This is a genomic window from Marinobacter sp. ANT_B65, assembly GCF_002407605.1.
Lineage (GTDB): Bacteria > Pseudomonadota > Gammaproteobacteria > Pseudomonadales > Oleiphilaceae > Marinobacter.
This window is the reverse complement of record NZ_NXGV01000001.1, coordinates 2,169,921-2,184,263: the sequence shown is the minus strand read 5'-3', so window position 1 is coordinate 2,184,263 and position 14,343 is coordinate 2,169,921. Positions and strand designations below refer to the sequence as shown.

Genomic DNA, 14,343 nt, shown 5'->3' with positions numbered 1-14,343 from the left:
CGATTTATTGGAGAGCACTGTGCGTATTCTGTTATCAAATGATGATGGTGTTCATTCACCGGGACTTGTGGCCCTCTATGAAGGCCTCAAAGGCCTGGGTGACCTCGAAGTAGTGGCGCCAGACAGGGATCACAGTGGTGCAAGTAATGCGTTGACGCTCAACCGCCCCCTGACGGTTGAGCAGCACCTGAACGGTTTCCGGTCTATTGATGGGACGCCTACAGACTGCGTACACCTCGCGGTTAACGGCCTGTTCCGTGAACCCTTTGATCGCGTGGTCTCAGGCATTAATACCCATGCCAACCTGGGGGATGACATTATCTACTCCGGCACCGTGGCGGCCGCAACGGAAGGTCGCCATCTTGGGTTGCCGGCCATTGCCGTCTCTCTGGTGAACGAGGGCCGCAATCATTTCGACACAGCTGCGAGAGTTGTGCGTATGCTTCTGGAAAGTGAACACCCTTTTGTTCTGGGGCCTCGCTCCATACTGAACGTAAATGTGCCCGATGTGCCCTGGGAAGAACTTGCCGGGTTCCGTGTTACCCGGCTGGGCGACCGGGAGCGGGCCGAAGGTGCTGTGCCTATGACCTGCCCACGAGGCCGGGAGCGCTACTGGATCGGTGCCGCAGGAAAAGGCGGCGATGCCGGTCCTGGGACCGATTTCCACGCTGTAGCGGAGGGATACGTTTCGTTGACGCCGGTTCATATTGATATGACTCGCCATGAAGCGCTTGTGTCCCTCAGGAGCTGGGTAGACTCTCTCCAGGAAGGTGTCGGAGGCGATGCGTGAGCAGTGAGCTTCAGGGTATAGGGATGACCTCCCACCGTACACGCATGCGTCTGGTGAAGCGCTTGCAGGAATATGGTATCGAGTCAGATCGCGTGCTGGACGTCATGGGGCAGGTGCCGCGCCACATTTTCCTGGATGAAGCCCTGTCACATCGGGCTTATGAGGACACGTCGCTACCTATTGGTTATGGTCAGACATTATCCCAGCCCTACATTGTTGCCCGTATGACCGAGCTGCTACTCAGGCATGAACCTGCCAGAGTGCTGGAGCTGGGCACAGGGTCAGGCTATCAGACAGCAGTGCTGTCGCAGCTATTCGGCCAGATTTACAGTGTTGAGAGGATCAAGCCGCTTCAGGACCGAGCCCGGGAGCGACTGCGACAGCTCAACATCCGGAACGTCATGCTAAAGCATGCCGACGGAGGTATGGGGTGGCCTGAAAGAGGCCCGTTTGATGGAATTATTGTTACCGCTGCGCCGAAGGAAGTACCAGCCGAGCTGCTGGACCAGCTGGCAGATGGAGGCGTGCTTGTAGCGCCGGTGGGCGAAGAGCATCAGGTACTGGTGGAGATTATCCGTAACGGTGACCGGTTTGAGCGTAGCGAACTGGAACCGGTTCGTTTTGTCCCCCTGTTGGGTGGAGTTGTCCGGTGACGGGGTGCTCGCAGGAAACCAACACCCAGAGCGGTAGCCGCGGACAGCATCCAGCTTCTGTTTTTTTGAGGGGCATGGCGATGGGGGCGGCAGATATAGTTCCTGGCGTGTCTGGCGGAACTATTGCGTTTATAACCGGCATATATTTCCGGCTTCTGGAAGCAATTAACGCTGTTCCGGGAGCTATCTTCAGAGACCTGTTCCGAGGTAAACCAAGGGCTTTCTGGCTGGCCTGTGATGGTTCTTTTCTTGCAACGCTGCTGGCGGGCATCCTCGTCAGCGTAGCGGCTTTTGCATCGGCTATCAGCTTCCTGCTGGTGGCATATCCGATTCTGATCTGGAGCTTTTTTTTCGGGTTGATTCTTGCGTCTGTCTGGCACGTTGCCCGTCAGGTCCGGCATTACCGCATAGCCTTGCTTGTTCCCCTTGTATTCGGGACCGCTTTCGCGTGGTGGATTACGACCTTGTCTGTTGGTCAGCTTAACCCTTCGGCGCTTAACTTTTTTGCGGCAGGAGCGGTGGCTATATGTGCCATGATCCTGCCCGGTATTTCCGGCAGTTTTATTCTGGTTATTGCCGGGATGTATGCTCCGGTTCTGGCTGCGATCAAATCCTTTGATATCGCTTTGTTGTCGCTGTTCATGGCAGGCTGTCTGGTGGGCCTGTTATCGGTTGCGAGGCTGATAACCTGGGCTTTTCATAAATACCACGACCCTGTACTGGCGCTGCTTACCGGGTTCATGATCGGGGCACTGAACAAGGTATGGCCGTGGAAGGAAACGCTGAGCTGGAGAACTGACAGTTCGGGCAGGCAAATGCCCTTGAATGAGGTCAGTATCAGCCCGGGGGCATTTGCGGATGTTACTGGTCTGGATCCGCAAGTTGTGGCAGCAGCGACAATGATTTTCGCGGGTGTTGTTCTTGTGTTGCTGGTTGAATGGATTGGTGGGCGTAATCATAAAGTGGGGTAGCCAGCATGTAGCAGTACCGGGCTCACCCCATGTTACCTTTACAGGCACCTTGTTGTTCCCACCCGTAACAAAGACAACGGCAGGTAACAAGGGTGGGCGGTGAGTAACTTGGATTTAGGTTCAAAATGTGCAATAAATTAGCGAGTTACTTTTGAAACTTCAGGGATTTCTTTGAGCATATTCAGAGCCTGTACAGATTACTCCTAACCCGGCCGGTGTTATTCAGTGAGATTATTACGTGGGTCAGTTCGTGCCGTATTGTCGGCCTCCCCGCGGTTCCTTTTTGGTGCCAGGTCTTCAGCCTGTGTATCTGAAACCGGTAAATTCTGGCTTTTTCTGATTGCTTCCCTGTTTCTTTCCGGTGCAATGAGCGGATGCAACACTCAGGCGCTTCATCAGGACGATATCTATAATCCGCCGGTTTATTGGGGGCGCCATATTGTCCGGCAAGGTGAGACTCTATACGGTATCGCCTGGACCTATGGCCGTGACTATCGGGAGCTGGGCAGTGCCAATGGAATCAGCGCGCCCTGGACTATCCGGGCAGGACAGGTGCTCCGCCTGGACCGTCGCGGTACAGTCACCTCCACTCGTAGCGGTGTAACTTCGGCAAAGGTTTCCAGACCATCTTCAAACACATCCTCCCGGGCACCAGCGGCCCGTTCTTCTGCTCCGGCAGCAGTAACTGCCCAGAAGCCAGCAGTCACCCGAAAGTCTGATACGTCAGCCCCACTGGCAGCGCGCACCCAAACGGTAGCCGGTATTCCGTGGAGATGGCCGCACTCTGGCACCGTAATTGCAGGTTATTCAGCATCCGGAAAAGTTAACAAGGGCGTTGATATTGCCGGTAAAGCCGGGGATGCTGTAAGAGCTGCCGCAGATGGTAGTGTGGTATATGCAGGCAATGGTTTGTTAGGTTATGGGAACCTGATTATTGTAAATCATAACGAGCACTATCTCAGTGCGTATGCCCATAATCGGAAGATTCTGGTCAGTGAAGGGGAGGGAGTGAAAGCTGGACAAGTCATAGCAGAGCTCGGAGGCAGTGGTTCAGAACGTCCGATGTTACATTTTGAAATTCGGAAAAATGGTAACCCGGTTGATCCGATCCATTACCTGCCATCACGCTAATGACATATAAGGTGCTTAAAATAAGAAGAAATAATGGCCGCAGCAGATGAACTGGTCATTGAAGCCAATAAAAATATCCTGAAGAGAAAACAGATACCCAATGCCCGCAATAAAAAGAAGTATCGGGCGACCATCCGGGATTGTTGAAAGGCGGGGCAAGAGATATGTCAGCAGAACAGGAAAGTATCATTGTTGATCGTGTAACAGATGTTGATGACTCCGAGGACCAGTTGCTCGCAGAAGAGCAGGTCGAAAAGAGCTCATTGAAGGCCGAAGTCAAGGAAGGGTTCTCCACTCAGGGCCGCTATTACTCCAGCTCAAAACAGCTGGACGCCACTCAGATTTATCTCAACGAAATTGGTTTTTCACCACTTCTGACTGCGGAAGAGGAAGTCTATTTTGCGCGCCTGGCGCGTAAAGGTGAGGAATCCGGCCGTAAACGAATGATTGAGAGCAATCTCCGGCTGGTCGTAAAAATTGCCCGCCGCTATGTCAATCGTGGGCTGACACTTCTGGATCTGATTGAAGAAGGCAACCTTGGACTGATCCGTGCGGTTGAAAAGTTTGATCCCGAACGGGGCTTTCGTTTCTCCACCTACGCAACATGGTGGATACGGCAGACCATTGAACGGGCAATAATGAACCAGACCCGTACGATCCGCTTGCCTATCCATGTAGTCAAAGAATTGAACCTGTACCTGCGGGCCGCTCGTGAATTGACTCAGAAGCTTGATCATGAGCCTACGGCGGAAGAAATCGCAAGGCAGGTGGATAAGCCGGTTAATGATGTAAAGCGCATGCTGGGCCTCAATGAGCGTGTTGCCTCCATGGATACGCCTATTGGTGCAGGTGGCGAAAAGTCCTTGCTGGATACTGTGGCGGATGAGGGCGCGTCTGACCCTGCTGATGTATTGCAGGACAATAATATGTGTTCCTGTCTTGGAAAATGGATAGATCAGCTAAGTGACAAGCAGCAGGAAGTTCTGTCCAGACGGTTCGGTCTCAGAGGTTACCCGGTCAGTACGCTGGAGGAAGTCGGGCAGGAGATTGGGCTTACCCGGGAACGGGTTCGTCAGATTCAGGTAGAAGCGCTGCGCCGCTTACGTGAAATCCTCGAAAAAGAAGGGCTGACGGGAAATCTTTTGTTCAAATAACCTTTCAGAACATTACTTCAGAAAGCCGGCCATGGTTTCCATTGCCGGCTTTTTATATGGGGGCAGCAGGTTACAGGTAATCGTTTTTCTGTTTGAACTCGCAAAGGTCTTCAATAATACAGGCGCCACACCTGGGTTTTCTGGCCAGGCAGGTATAGCGCCCATGAAGGATAAGCCAGTGGTGGGCGTCCTGAAGAAACTCTTTGGGTACCAGCCGCATCAGGCGGTTTTCCACTTCCAGAACATTTTTACCCGGTGCGATGCCTGTGCGATTGGATACCCGGAAAATATGGGTGTCGACAGCCATGGCCAAGTGTCCGAACGCTGTATTCAGAACCACGTTCGCAGTTTTCCGGCCGACTCCGGGCAGTGCCTCAAGATCTTCCCGGTTGTCAGGAACAATGCTGTCATGTTTCTCAATCAGTATGCGGCAGGTTTTGATGATGTTCTCTGCCTTGCTGTTAAACAGCCCGATCGTTTTGATGTAGCTTTTAAGACCGTCGACACCCAGCGCAAGTATGGCTTCTGGTGTATTCGCAACAGGAAAGAGCTTGTCAGTGGCTTTGTTGACACCTACATCTGTTGCCTGAGCGGAGAGAATAACCGCAATGAGCAGTTCAAAAGGGTTGCTGTAATTCAACTCTGTTGTCGGGTGGGGGTTGGCTTCCCGTAAACGCGAAAAAATTTCAATACGCTTGGCTTTATTCATGGTGTTTCATTACCACTCTCGCTGTAGCTCATGAGACATTTCCGGTAACGCGCACACGCTTGCTGCCTGGTGCCGCTGCGGGCTGAGTTGCATGCTGGCGCTCCTTCAAGTGGTTGTCGATACCGTTCTTCATGGCAATCAGTAAGCCTAGACCAACGAAAGCGCCGGGCGGTAATACCATGAACAGCATGTCCGGGTAGTTGGAAAAAGGTTCTATGACCCAATCCGCTGCCATGGGACCGAGCAGCAGATGCATATCGACGAACAGGGTGCCCTGGCCGATCAGTTCGCGCATGCCGCCGAGAATAATGAGCACTATCAGAAAGCCCGCGCCCATCATTGCTCCATCAAGCAGTGCCGGGCCGGGTGGATTGCGCGAAGCAAAGGCATCGGCACGGCCGAGAATGGCGCAGTTGGTTACAATGAGAGGGATGAAAATACCGAGAATCTGGTATAGCTCGTAGGTGTAGGCCTGCATCAGTAACTCGGCACAGGTTACAAATGAGGCAATGATCATCACGAATGCCGGCAGGCGTACTGATTCGCTGACAAAGTTCCGGATCAGTGACACTGCAAGGTTGGAGCCCATTAGCACCATCAGTGTTGCCAGTCCCAGGCCGATTGCATTGACTACGGTACTTGTAACCGCCAGAAGAGGGCACAATCCCAGTACCTGAACCAGCGCCGGGTTATTGCTCCATAGCCCGTCACGGATAATTTCACCGGAAGTTTTAGTTGCCATTATCAGGATTGCTCCAGGTTCAGGGGGGTGTCCGTCAGATCCCCGGGGGTAATCTCAGGGCCTTGTCCTGACGAAGGTCTGTTCAGGCTGGCCCGGATAACCTGACGGTTCTGCCGGAAATAAACCAGCGATTTCTGTACGGCTTTTACCACTGCTCTCGGAGTTATGGTAGCACCGGTAAACTGGTCGAAAACGCCGCCATTCTTTTTGACGTTCCATTCACGGGGCTGCGGGTTATTGAGTGAGCGCCCTTCAAAATCCTTGATCCAGTCAGACTTTCTGGTTTCAATCCGGTCGCCCAGCCCCGGTGTTTCTTTGTGGCTGATAACCCTCACACCGAGAACAGTGCCTTCCGGGTCTATACCTACAAGCAGTTTGATAGTGCCTGAATAACCATCTGGTGCAACGACGGGCATAATTATTCCGACAGGTTGGCCGTCCTGGCGAGCTACCCAGGCAGTCACAGATCCGTCAATCGACAGTCGGTTGTTTGCGGGCAGAACCACCGTGTCGTTGAGCAGGTCGTTATTGTGAGTGCTTTCAGGAATGATCTCAAACAGTGCTTTGGCTTCTGCCCTGGCCGCCTGTTCCGCTATACGGTCGCTGGTGAGAGCCTGAGTCACCGCAATAGTACCGCCGGTAATCACGGCAAACAGTCCCAGACCGATTGCGCTGCGGCGAATGGATTGAGTCATTGTGGCCATGGTTCAGCTCCTGCCCCGGCCAGACAGTCCGCGATGAGCTTTGTGGTGCCCATAGGTTCTTGGCGGAGTGTAGTGATCAATAAAGGGCACGGCAAAATTCATGAGTAAAACGCTGAACGCCACGGCGTCGGGATAGTTACCCCAGCTGCGGATCAGATAAATAAGTACGCCAATACCCGCTCCGTAAATAAGTTTTCCCTGATGGCTGGTGGCAGCTGATACCGGATCGGTGGCTATGAAAAAGGCTCCGAGCATGGTGCCCCCGGCAAGCAGGTGCAGAGACAGCGGAGCGTATTGGTCTGCGTTGCTGCCGAAAGCCAGGCTCATCGCAACCAGTCCGCCCAGAACAGCGACCGGAATATGCCAGGTGATAATTCTCAGGCAGATAAGCAGGATTCCGCCGGCCAGGAAAGCCGCGTTGACCCATTCCCACCCTCTCGCAAAACCTTCGCCAAACGTGGGGTGTACCAGAACTTCGGCTGCAGTATGGGTAGCAATTTTGTGTTTGTATTCGTCCAGTGGCGTGGCCATGGTCCAGCCATCGACGGCGGTTTGCTGCCCGGATGCGATAGCGGTCAGAGTATCTCCAAAGCCGGGGGCATTGCCCCAGAGCAGCGCCGGCTCCGCCCAGTTGGTGGTCATGGCAACCGGGAACGAAATCAGTACCAGCGCATAGCCCACCATAGCCGGGTTGAACGGGTTGGAGCCCAGCCCGCCGTAAAGCTGTTTGGCAACAACAATGGCTGAAACCACCGCCACGGCAGAGACCCACCAGGGTGCGAATTGCGGCAAGGAAAGTCCGAGTAATAGCCCGGTTACTGCGGCTGTATTGTCTCTGAGAAAAAACGCGACCGGTTTGCTGCGAAGTTTCAGGATGGCTGCTTCCGAAGCCAGGGCAATGGCAATACACCAGACAACGTTAATCAGGTTGCCCCAGCCAAAGAACAGGGTCTGTGCCAGCAGGCCGGGCAACGCCGCAAGGATGACCCAGAGCATCACCTTTGATGTAGGTCGTGCATTGTGAGCATGGGGTGAGGACTGTTGAACAAACGCCATGAAAGTCGGGCCTGATTCGGGTTATTTAATGGGCTGGGTTTCGGACCGGGCTTCAGGTTGAGGCGCCAGCATTCTGCGTGCTTCTGTCAGAGCATCTTGTGCCCGTTTGACCCGGTCATGGTTTTTGGCGACAGCACGTTCCAGCTTGTCCAGGTTGTCTGCCTGCTGGGCTTTTGCATCTTCGAGCATTGCCTGCATGGTTTCCAGTTTGGTCTGCGCCTGAGTGAGCTGCTTTTCCAGTGCTTCAATGTCGGGCTCTTCCGGGGCAGGCTCAGGGAGTGTTGCAGCTTCTGGTTTGTCGGCTGGCTGTATCCGGGCTGCATTGGTGCTGGCCTTTTTCCGTGCCAGAGCCTGCTCTACCAGAGCAGATCTCGCCCCTCGTTCGTCTACAGCTTCGCCATTGGCGGCGGCTTTTTCTGCGTCTGCTTTCTTTTTAGCCTGAGCTTCGGCTGCGGCTTTGGCGCGTTCCTTCCTTCGCTGGTCTTTCTCCAGTTGTTCCCGTTCCAGCCTTTGCTGGCGGGCTTCAAAACGTTCTCTGGCGCGGTCCGCTTTGAGCTGCTCTGCACGCTGCAGGCGTATTTCGCCTTTGGCGTAGCGGTAGTACTGCACAAGCGGGATAGAGCTTGGGCATACGTATGAACAGGCTCCGCATTCAATGCAGTCGAACAGGTTCAGATGCTCTGCTTTTTCAAACTCTTCTGCCTTGGCGTACCAGAACAGCTGTTGTGGCAGTAGTTCCATCGGGCAGGCTTCGGCGCACTGGCCGCAGCGGATGCAGGCCTGTTCCGGCGGTGGTGCAGGTAATTCGCTGGCGGTAGCGGCAATGATGCAGTTACTGGTCTTGATAACCGGCACTGCTGTGGTAGTGAGCGTATAGCCCATCATTGGTCCGCCCAGAATCAGCCGGCTGACATCGTCTGGCTGCAGGCCTGCCTGGTCCAGCAGGTATTGCACAGGAGTGCCAAGCAATACATCAAAATTTCCAGGAGTTTCCAGCGCCGCACCGGTCAGGGTCACAACGCGCCTGATCAGCGGAGTTCCCTCAAACACGGCTTGTGCAACGGCAACGGCGGTTCCGACGTTCTGGCACATGACGCCGATATCTGCAGGAATGCCACCGCTGGGTACTTCCATTCCTGTCAGAATACGGATCAGCTGCTTTTCGCCACCGGAAGGATATTTTGTCGGGATGACTGCAATTTCGATTTTTGTGCCCTGGGTAGCTTCGCGCAGGGCAGCCGCAGCCTCGGGTTTGTTGTCTTCAATGCCAATAACACAACGCTCAGGGCGAAGAATCCAGGCCATGACTTTGAGCCCGTCCACGACCTTGTCAGCTCTCTCCCGCATGGTCATGTCATCGGCGGTTATATAGGGTTCACACTCGGCGCCGTTGAGAATCAGTGTATCGACCTTGCGATCACGGGAGGGCTTCAGCTTGATATCTGTAGGAAAACCCGCTCCGCCCATACCTGCAACACCTGCAGAATGAATGATCCCGAGAACTTCATTCCGGTCCAGTTTCCGGTAGTCACTGAGAGGGTAACGCTCGCACCATTCATCTTTGCCGTCGGGCTTCAGAACGATGCATTTATCCGCCATGCCTGAAGGGTGGGGCACAGGATAGTCACCGATACTTGCAACAATGCCAGAGGTAGGAGCATGGACCGGAACGCCCATGCCATGGCTGACATCGGCGATTTTCTGGCCTTTCAGTACATGGTCGCCAAGCGATACCAGAGGCTCTGCAGGTTCACCTATGTGCTGCTGAAGTGGCAGTACCAGTTGGGAGGGAATGCCAGCAGTCCGAATAGGCCGTCCGGTAGAAAGCTGTTTGTGTTCTGCGGGATGAACGCCACCGCTGAAGTCCCAAAGCTGAGTCATCAGGCGCTGGCCTCCTGGCGGTCAGTTGCAATAATCCCGGAAGTGGGTGGTGTCCAGACCCAGGATCGTATATCGGGTTCAATGGTGATCATGTCAATACAGTCAACCGGGCAGGGTTCGACGCACAGATCACAGCCTGTACATTCACTTTCGATAACCGTGTGCATATGCTTTGCAGCACCCAGAATGGCGTCGACAGGGCAGGCCTGAATGCATTTAGTGCAGCCGATGCATTCATCCTCCCGGATAACGGCGACGCGCCTTGCCTGTTCGACACCGTGCTCTGCGTCCAGTGGCTGAGGCTCTACGTCAAGCAGGTCGGCCAGAGCCTTTATGGTGGACTCGCCTCCGGGAGGGCACTTGTTGATAGCATCGCCATTGGCGATGGATTCAGCGTAGGGGCGGCAGCCCGGAAAACCGCACTGGCCACACTGGGTTTGTGGCAGCAATGCATCGATTTGCTCTACCAGCGGGTTGCCTTCAACCCGGAACCGTTCAGAGGCAAAGCCCAGCAAGCCACCAAACACCAAGGCAAGGCCGAGCAGAACCAGAACGGCAATAAGAATGCCTGTCCACATAAAAACGTGTCTCCGTTAAACGCTGACCAGGCCGGTAAAGCCCAGAAACGCCAGTGACATCAACCCTGCGGTAACCATGCCAATGGCCGCCCCCTGAAAGGACACGGGTACATCGGCTACTGCAATGCGTTCGCGCATAGCGGCAAACAGCACAAGCACCAGCGAAAAGCCGGCAGCAGCGCCAAAGCCGTAGAGTACTGATTCAACGAAGTTGTTGTTTTTATTAAGGTTAAGAAGTGCCACGCCAAGCACGGCGCAGTTGGTGGTAATCAGAGGCAGGAAAATGCCCAGTACGCGATAGAGCAGAGGGCTGGTTTTGCGCACGACCATCTCGGTGAACTGAACTACCACGGCGATGACCAGAATAAAGGTGATGGTTTTCAGAAACGCTAGATCCAGAGGTGCGAGCAGGTAAGTGTAGGCAAGATAACTGCACACCGACGACAGCGTCAGCACGAAAGTGGTGGCAAGCGACATGCCCATGGCGGTTTCCAGCTTGCCCGAAACCCCCATAAAGGGGCACAGGCCGAGAAACTGAACCAACACGAAGTTGTTCACCAGAATGGTGCTGACCAATATCAGTAAATAATCTGTCATTGTTGCGTCATCGGAGCGCTTTGCCTCGACCTCTGTTTACATTATCCGCATGCCGGGTACCGCACCTGAATCCGGAGACAGGATAAAGATATCCTTGCCGCCCGGGCCGGCTGCCAGAACCATGCCTTCAGACATACCGAATTTCATTTTCCGGGGTTTGAGGTTTGCAACCATGACGGTAAGGCGGCCCTCAAGATCTTCCGGATTGTAAGCAGACTTGATACCAGCAAACACGTTGCGTTCGCCATGCCCCAGATCAAGCGTAAGGCGAAGAAGCTTGTCTGCACCCTCTACGTGTTCGGCTTTCACTATTTTAACGACCCGGAGATCGACTTTCGCGAAATCATCAAATTCGATTTCATCGGCAATCGCTTCGCTCTTTTCGGATTGGGCGGGCTCGGCCGGTTTACCGATCGCTGCAGGCATTTCCTCTTTGGAGGCATCCAGCATTTTTTCGATCTGAGCCATGTCCACCCGGTTCATCAGTGGTTTGAACTTGCTGATACTGTGGTTTTCCAGCCGCACATTACGGTTGTTCCATTCCAGTCTGACGTTAAGGAAGTCTTCTGCTGCCTTTGCTGTATCTGGCAATACCGGAGCGAGGTATGTCATTAACAGCTGGAACATGTTGAGAGCATTGGTGCAGATAGCCTGAAGTTTTTCATCCTGGCCTTCCTGCTTCGCTATTACCCAGGGCTGCTCGTCATTAACGTATTGGTTAGCAATGTCGGCCAGTTCCATGATGCGACGCATGGCCCGGCCAAATTCCCGGGCTTCGTAGAAGTCTTCGAGCTCTTTACCTGCATCTACAAATTCTTTCAGCTTGTCGAGCTCGGTCACTTCGCCAAGCTTTCCGTCAAAACGCTTGGTAATGAAGCCTGCGCTGCGGCTGGCAATGTTGACTACCTTGCCGACCAGATCCGAATTTACCCTGGCGGCAAAATCTTCCAGATTCAGATCCATGTCGTCCACGCCACCTGTGAGCTTGGCAGCGAAGTAATAACGCAGATACTCGGGGTTCAGGTGGTCCAGATAGGTGCGGGCCATGATAAAGGTGCCGCGGGATTTGGACATCTTCTTGCCATTGACCGTAACAAAACCGTGAGCCCAGACCGCTGTTGGTGTGCGGAAACCGGCATCGTAAAGCATTGAAGGCCAGAACAGGGCGTGGAAGTTAATGATGTCCTTGCCGATAAAGTGATAAACCTCAGCGGTGGAGTCGACTTTCCAGAAGTGCTGGAAATCAATATCTTCCCGGTTGCACAAATTTTTAAAACTTGCGAGGTAACCGATAGGCGCATCGAGCCAGACATAGAAGTATTTGCCGGGAGCATCCGGAATTTCAAAGCCGAAGTAGGGCGCGTCGCGGCTGATATCCCATTCCTGAAGGCCAGCATCCAGCCATTCATCCAGTTTGTTGGCAACCTGGGGCTGGAGAGCTCCACTGCGGGTCCATTTAGCCAGGAAGTCGGCAAACTCGGGCAGTTTGAAGAAGTAGTGTTCTGATTCTTTCTCAATCGGCGTGGCACCGGAGACTGCAGATCGCGGGTTAATAAGCTCTGCAGGCGAATAGGTTGCGCCGCAGGCTTCACAGTTATCGCCGTACTGATCCTCGGTTTTACACTTGGGGCAGGTGCCTTTGATAAACCGGTCCGCGAGAAACATGTTTTTCTCGGGGTCATAGGACTGGGTAATCTTGCGGGTGGCAATGTGGCCGTTCTGTTGCAACTGACGGTAGATATATTCGGAAAAATAGCGATTCTCTTCCGAATGGGTGGTGTAGTAGTTGTCAAAGCGGATATGGAATCCACTGAAATCTGTCTGATGTTCCTCGCGAATCCGGTCAATCAGGCGTTCCGGTGTAATGCCCTCACGCTCGGCACGAAGCATGATGGCGGTGCCGTGGGCATCATCAGCACAAACGTAGTAGCAATTCTGGCCCCGCATTTTCTGATAGCGTACCCAGATGTCCGTCTGAATGTATTCCAGCAGATGGCCCAGGTGAATGGGGCCGTTGGCGTAGGGCAGGGCGCTGGTAACCAGAATATCGCGCTGTTGCTTTGAACTCGCTTGCGTCATGGTGTGTCCGAACCTTTCATCAGATAAGGGTTGTATGGTCAGAAACGGGCTCAGATGATACCTTTCGGGCAGATAATTTTCACCCGAAACACCTGTTTTCATGTTGATAAATCAACATGACCTTAATTCCGGAGATCCAGATGACACAGATTTCAGAGCAGGCCCTGCAGGCAGCGGTTCGAGAATACCGGGATCCGTACCTTGAAAAGGATCTTTATGACCTGGATGCCGTAAAGTCGCTGGAAGTCGACGAGGCGGGCAAGGTAACGCTGATGGTGGAGTTGCCATACCCGTCAAAAGGTATTGCTGGTGGACTGAAACAGCTGGTAGCCAATGCACTGGAGAATGTTGACGGGGTTTCATCTGCGGATGTTCATGTAGGCCAGAAAGTACATTCCTATAAAGTCCAGAAAGACCTGCCGTCTGTTCCCGGCGTCAAAAACATCATAGCTGTTGCCTCTGGCAAGGGTGGTGTTGGCAAATCCACCACAGCAGTCAACCTTGCTCTGGCACTTCAGGCTGAAGGCGCTCGCGTCGGCATTCTGGATGCTGATATCTACGGCCCCAGCATAGGCATGATGCTCGGAGTTCCCGACGGCAAGCGCCCGGGTGTGCGGGAAGAGAAGTATTTTCTGCCAATGGAGGCCCACGGCCTTCAGGCTATGTCCATGGCCTTCGTAACGACAGATAAAACTCCCATGGTCTGGCGTGGTCCCATGGTCAGCGGCGCAGTCATGCAGCTCCTGCAGCAGACCTTGTGGGATGAGCTGGACTATCTCATTGTTGACATGCCGCCAGGCACAGGGGATATCCAGCTTACCCTTGCCCAGAAAGTGCCGGTCACCGGTGCTGTTATTGTCACCACCCCGCAGGATATAGCGTTGCTTGACGGCAAGCGAGGTATAGAAATGTTCCGCAAAGTCGATATCCCTGTGCTCGGTGTAGTGGAAAACATGAGCGTACATATCTGCAGCAATTGCGGCCATGAAGAGCATCTGTTCGGCGAAGGAGGTGGTGAGCGCATCGCTGATGAGTACGAAACAACGCTTCTCGGTCAGCTACCCTTGCATATGACGATCCGCGAACAGACCGACAGTGGTCAACCCACGGTTGCGGCCGAACCTGATTCCGAAGTGGCCCGCCGCTACCGTGACATTGCCCGCCGGGTTGGTGCAGAGCTTTCGACAAGGGAGCATAACCTGAGTGGTGCGATTTCAAGTGTTTCCGTGAAGTCGCACTAACCCGGACGCGGTTTGCGCGGCGGCCAACTCAATAGCCTGATCGCAGGCGCAGGAAAG

At 53.9% G+C, this 14,343-nt stretch carries 14 protein-coding genes; 6 read left to right on the top strand and 8 right to left on the bottom strand.

Annotated features, from left to right (window positions below; translation table 11 throughout):
• The first annotated feature begins 19 nt into the window (after nt 1-19).
• The 5 genes from surE (at nt 20) to rpoS (ending at nt 4,699) form a co-directional block, all read left to right on the top strand.
• Entirely contained in the window at nt 20-790 is a 771-nt protein-coding gene (surE, locus tag CPA50_RS10005; protein WP_096782224.1) for a 5'/3'-nucleotidase SurE, read from the top strand.
• 23 nt (nt 791-813) lie between these two features.
• A complete protein-coding gene (locus CPA50_RS10000) occupies nt 814-1,443 on the top strand; it encodes a protein-L-isoaspartate(D-aspartate) O-methyltransferase (protein WP_227519599.1) in 630 nt (209 codons plus the stop codon).
• 80 nt (nt 1,444-1,523) lie between these two features.
• Nucleotides 1,524-2,414: a DUF368 domain-containing protein gene (locus CPA50_RS09995; protein WP_096782222.1), complete on the top strand. Its 891-nt coding sequence runs from the start codon at nt 1,524-1,526 to the stop codon at nt 2,412-2,414.
• A gap of 366 nt (nt 2,415-2,780) precedes the next feature.
• Nucleotides 2,781-3,545, top strand: a complete 765-nt coding sequence (locus CPA50_RS09990) for a peptidoglycan DD-metalloendopeptidase family protein (RefSeq protein ID WP_096782417.1) — start codon at nt 2,781-2,783, stop codon at nt 3,543-3,545.
• Between the two features lie 164 nt (nt 3,546-3,709).
• On the top strand, nt 3,710-4,699 hold the full coding sequence (gene rpoS / locus CPA50_RS09985; protein WP_096782221.1) for an RNA polymerase sigma factor RpoS: 990 nt from the start codon (nt 3,710-3,712) through the stop codon (nt 4,697-4,699).
• Between the two features lie 70 nt (nt 4,700-4,769).
• Here the strand turns inward: rpoS and nth are convergent, their stop codons facing one another.
• The 8 genes from nth to metG are packed head-to-tail and all read right to left on the bottom strand — an operon-like array spanning nt 4,770 to nt 13,045.
• On the bottom strand, nt 4,770-5,408 hold the full coding sequence (nth, locus tag CPA50_RS09980) for an endonuclease III (RefSeq protein ID WP_096782220.1): 639 nt from the start codon (nt 5,406-5,408) through the stop codon (nt 4,770-4,772).
• Nucleotides 5,409-5,436: 28 nt separating this feature from the next.
• Complete coding sequence (locus tag CPA50_RS09975) at nt 5,437-6,150, bottom strand: electron transport complex subunit E (protein ID WP_096782219.1); 714 nt, start codon at nt 6,148-6,150, stop codon at nt 5,437-5,439.
• Between the two features lie 2 nt (nt 6,151-6,152).
• A complete protein-coding gene (gene rsxG, locus CPA50_RS09970; protein ID WP_096782218.1) occupies nt 6,153-6,854 on the bottom strand; it encodes an electron transport complex subunit RsxG in 702 nt (233 codons plus the stop codon).
• 3 nt (nt 6,855-6,857) lie between these two features.
• Nucleotides 6,858-7,910 (bottom strand): electron transport complex subunit RsxD, encoded by a 1,053-nt coding sequence (gene rsxD, locus CPA50_RS09965; RefSeq protein ID WP_096782217.1) that lies wholly within the window; start codon nt 7,908-7,910, stop codon nt 6,858-6,860.
• Nucleotides 7,911-7,931: 21 nt separating this feature from the next.
• Nucleotides 7,932-9,791, bottom strand: a complete 1,860-nt coding sequence (rsxC, locus tag CPA50_RS09960; RefSeq protein ID WP_096782216.1) for an electron transport complex subunit RsxC — start codon at nt 9,789-9,791, stop codon at nt 7,932-7,934.
• On the bottom strand, nt 9,791-10,369 hold the full coding sequence (gene rsxB / locus CPA50_RS09955; RefSeq protein WP_096782215.1) for an electron transport complex subunit RsxB: 579 nt from the start codon (nt 10,367-10,369) through the stop codon (nt 9,791-9,793). The genes rsxC and rsxB overlap by 1 nt, the downstream gene beginning before the upstream one ends.
• Before the next feature lie 15 nt (nt 10,370-10,384).
• Nucleotides 10,385-10,966, bottom strand: a complete 582-nt coding sequence (gene rsxA / locus CPA50_RS09950) for an electron transport complex subunit RsxA (protein ID WP_096782214.1) — start codon at nt 10,964-10,966, stop codon at nt 10,385-10,387.
• 36 nt (nt 10,967-11,002) lie between these two features.
• Nucleotides 11,003-13,045, bottom strand: a complete 2,043-nt coding sequence (gene metG / locus CPA50_RS09945) for a methionine--tRNA ligase (RefSeq protein ID WP_096782416.1) — start codon at nt 13,043-13,045, stop codon at nt 11,003-11,005.
• Between the two features lie 140 nt (nt 13,046-13,185).
• Here metG and apbC point away from each other — a divergent pair, with 140 nt between their 5' ends.
• Entirely contained in the window at nt 13,186-14,286 is a 1,101-nt protein-coding gene (gene apbC / locus CPA50_RS09940; RefSeq protein ID WP_096782213.1) for an iron-sulfur cluster carrier protein ApbC, read from the top strand.
• Nucleotides 14,287-14,343 lie beyond the last annotated feature (57 nt).

Coding starts and splice junctions, on each gene's coding strand:
- CPA50_RS10000 (WP_227519599.1), top strand. CDS start 814: ATGACCTCCCACCGTACACGCATGCGTCTGGTGAAGCGCTTGCAGGAA.
- CPA50_RS09995 (WP_096782222.1), top strand. CDS start 1,524: ATGGGGGCGGCAGATATAGTTCCTGGCGTGTCTGGCGGAACTATTGCG.
- CPA50_RS09990 (WP_096782417.1), top strand. CDS start 2,781: ATGAGCGGATGCAACACTCAGGCGCTTCATCAGGACGATATCTATAAT.
- rpoS (WP_096782221.1), top strand. CDS start 3,710: ATGTCAGCAGAACAGGAAAGTATCATTGTTGATCGTGTAACAGATGTT.
- nth (WP_096782220.1), bottom strand. CDS start 5,408: ATGAATAAAGCCAAGCGTATTGAAATTTTTTCGCGTTTACGGGAAGCC.
- CPA50_RS09975 (WP_096782219.1), bottom strand. CDS start 6,150: ATGGCAACTAAAACTTCCGGTGAAATTATCCGTGACGGGCTATGGAGC.
- rsxG (WP_096782218.1), bottom strand. CDS start 6,854: ATGGCCACAATGACTCAATCCATTCGCCGCAGCGCAATCGGTCTGGGA.
- rsxD (WP_096782217.1), bottom strand. CDS start 7,910: ATGGCGTTTGTTCAACAGTCCTCACCCCATGCTCACAATGCACGACCT.
- rsxC (WP_096782216.1), bottom strand. CDS start 9,791: ATGACTCAGCTTTGGGACTTCAGCGGTGGCGTTCATCCCGCAGAACAC.
- rsxB (WP_096782215.1), bottom strand. CDS start 10,369: ATGTGGACAGGCATTCTTATTGCCGTTCTGGTTCTGCTCGGCCTTGCC.
- rsxA (WP_096782214.1), bottom strand. CDS start 10,966: ATGACAGATTATTTACTGATATTGGTCAGCACCATTCTGGTGAACAAC.
- metG (WP_096782416.1), bottom strand. CDS start 13,045: ATGACGCAAGCGAGTTCAAAGCAACAGCGCGATATTCTGGTTACCAGC.
- apbC (WP_096782213.1), top strand. CDS start 13,186: ATGACACAGATTTCAGAGCAGGCCCTGCAGGCAGCGGTTCGAGAATAC.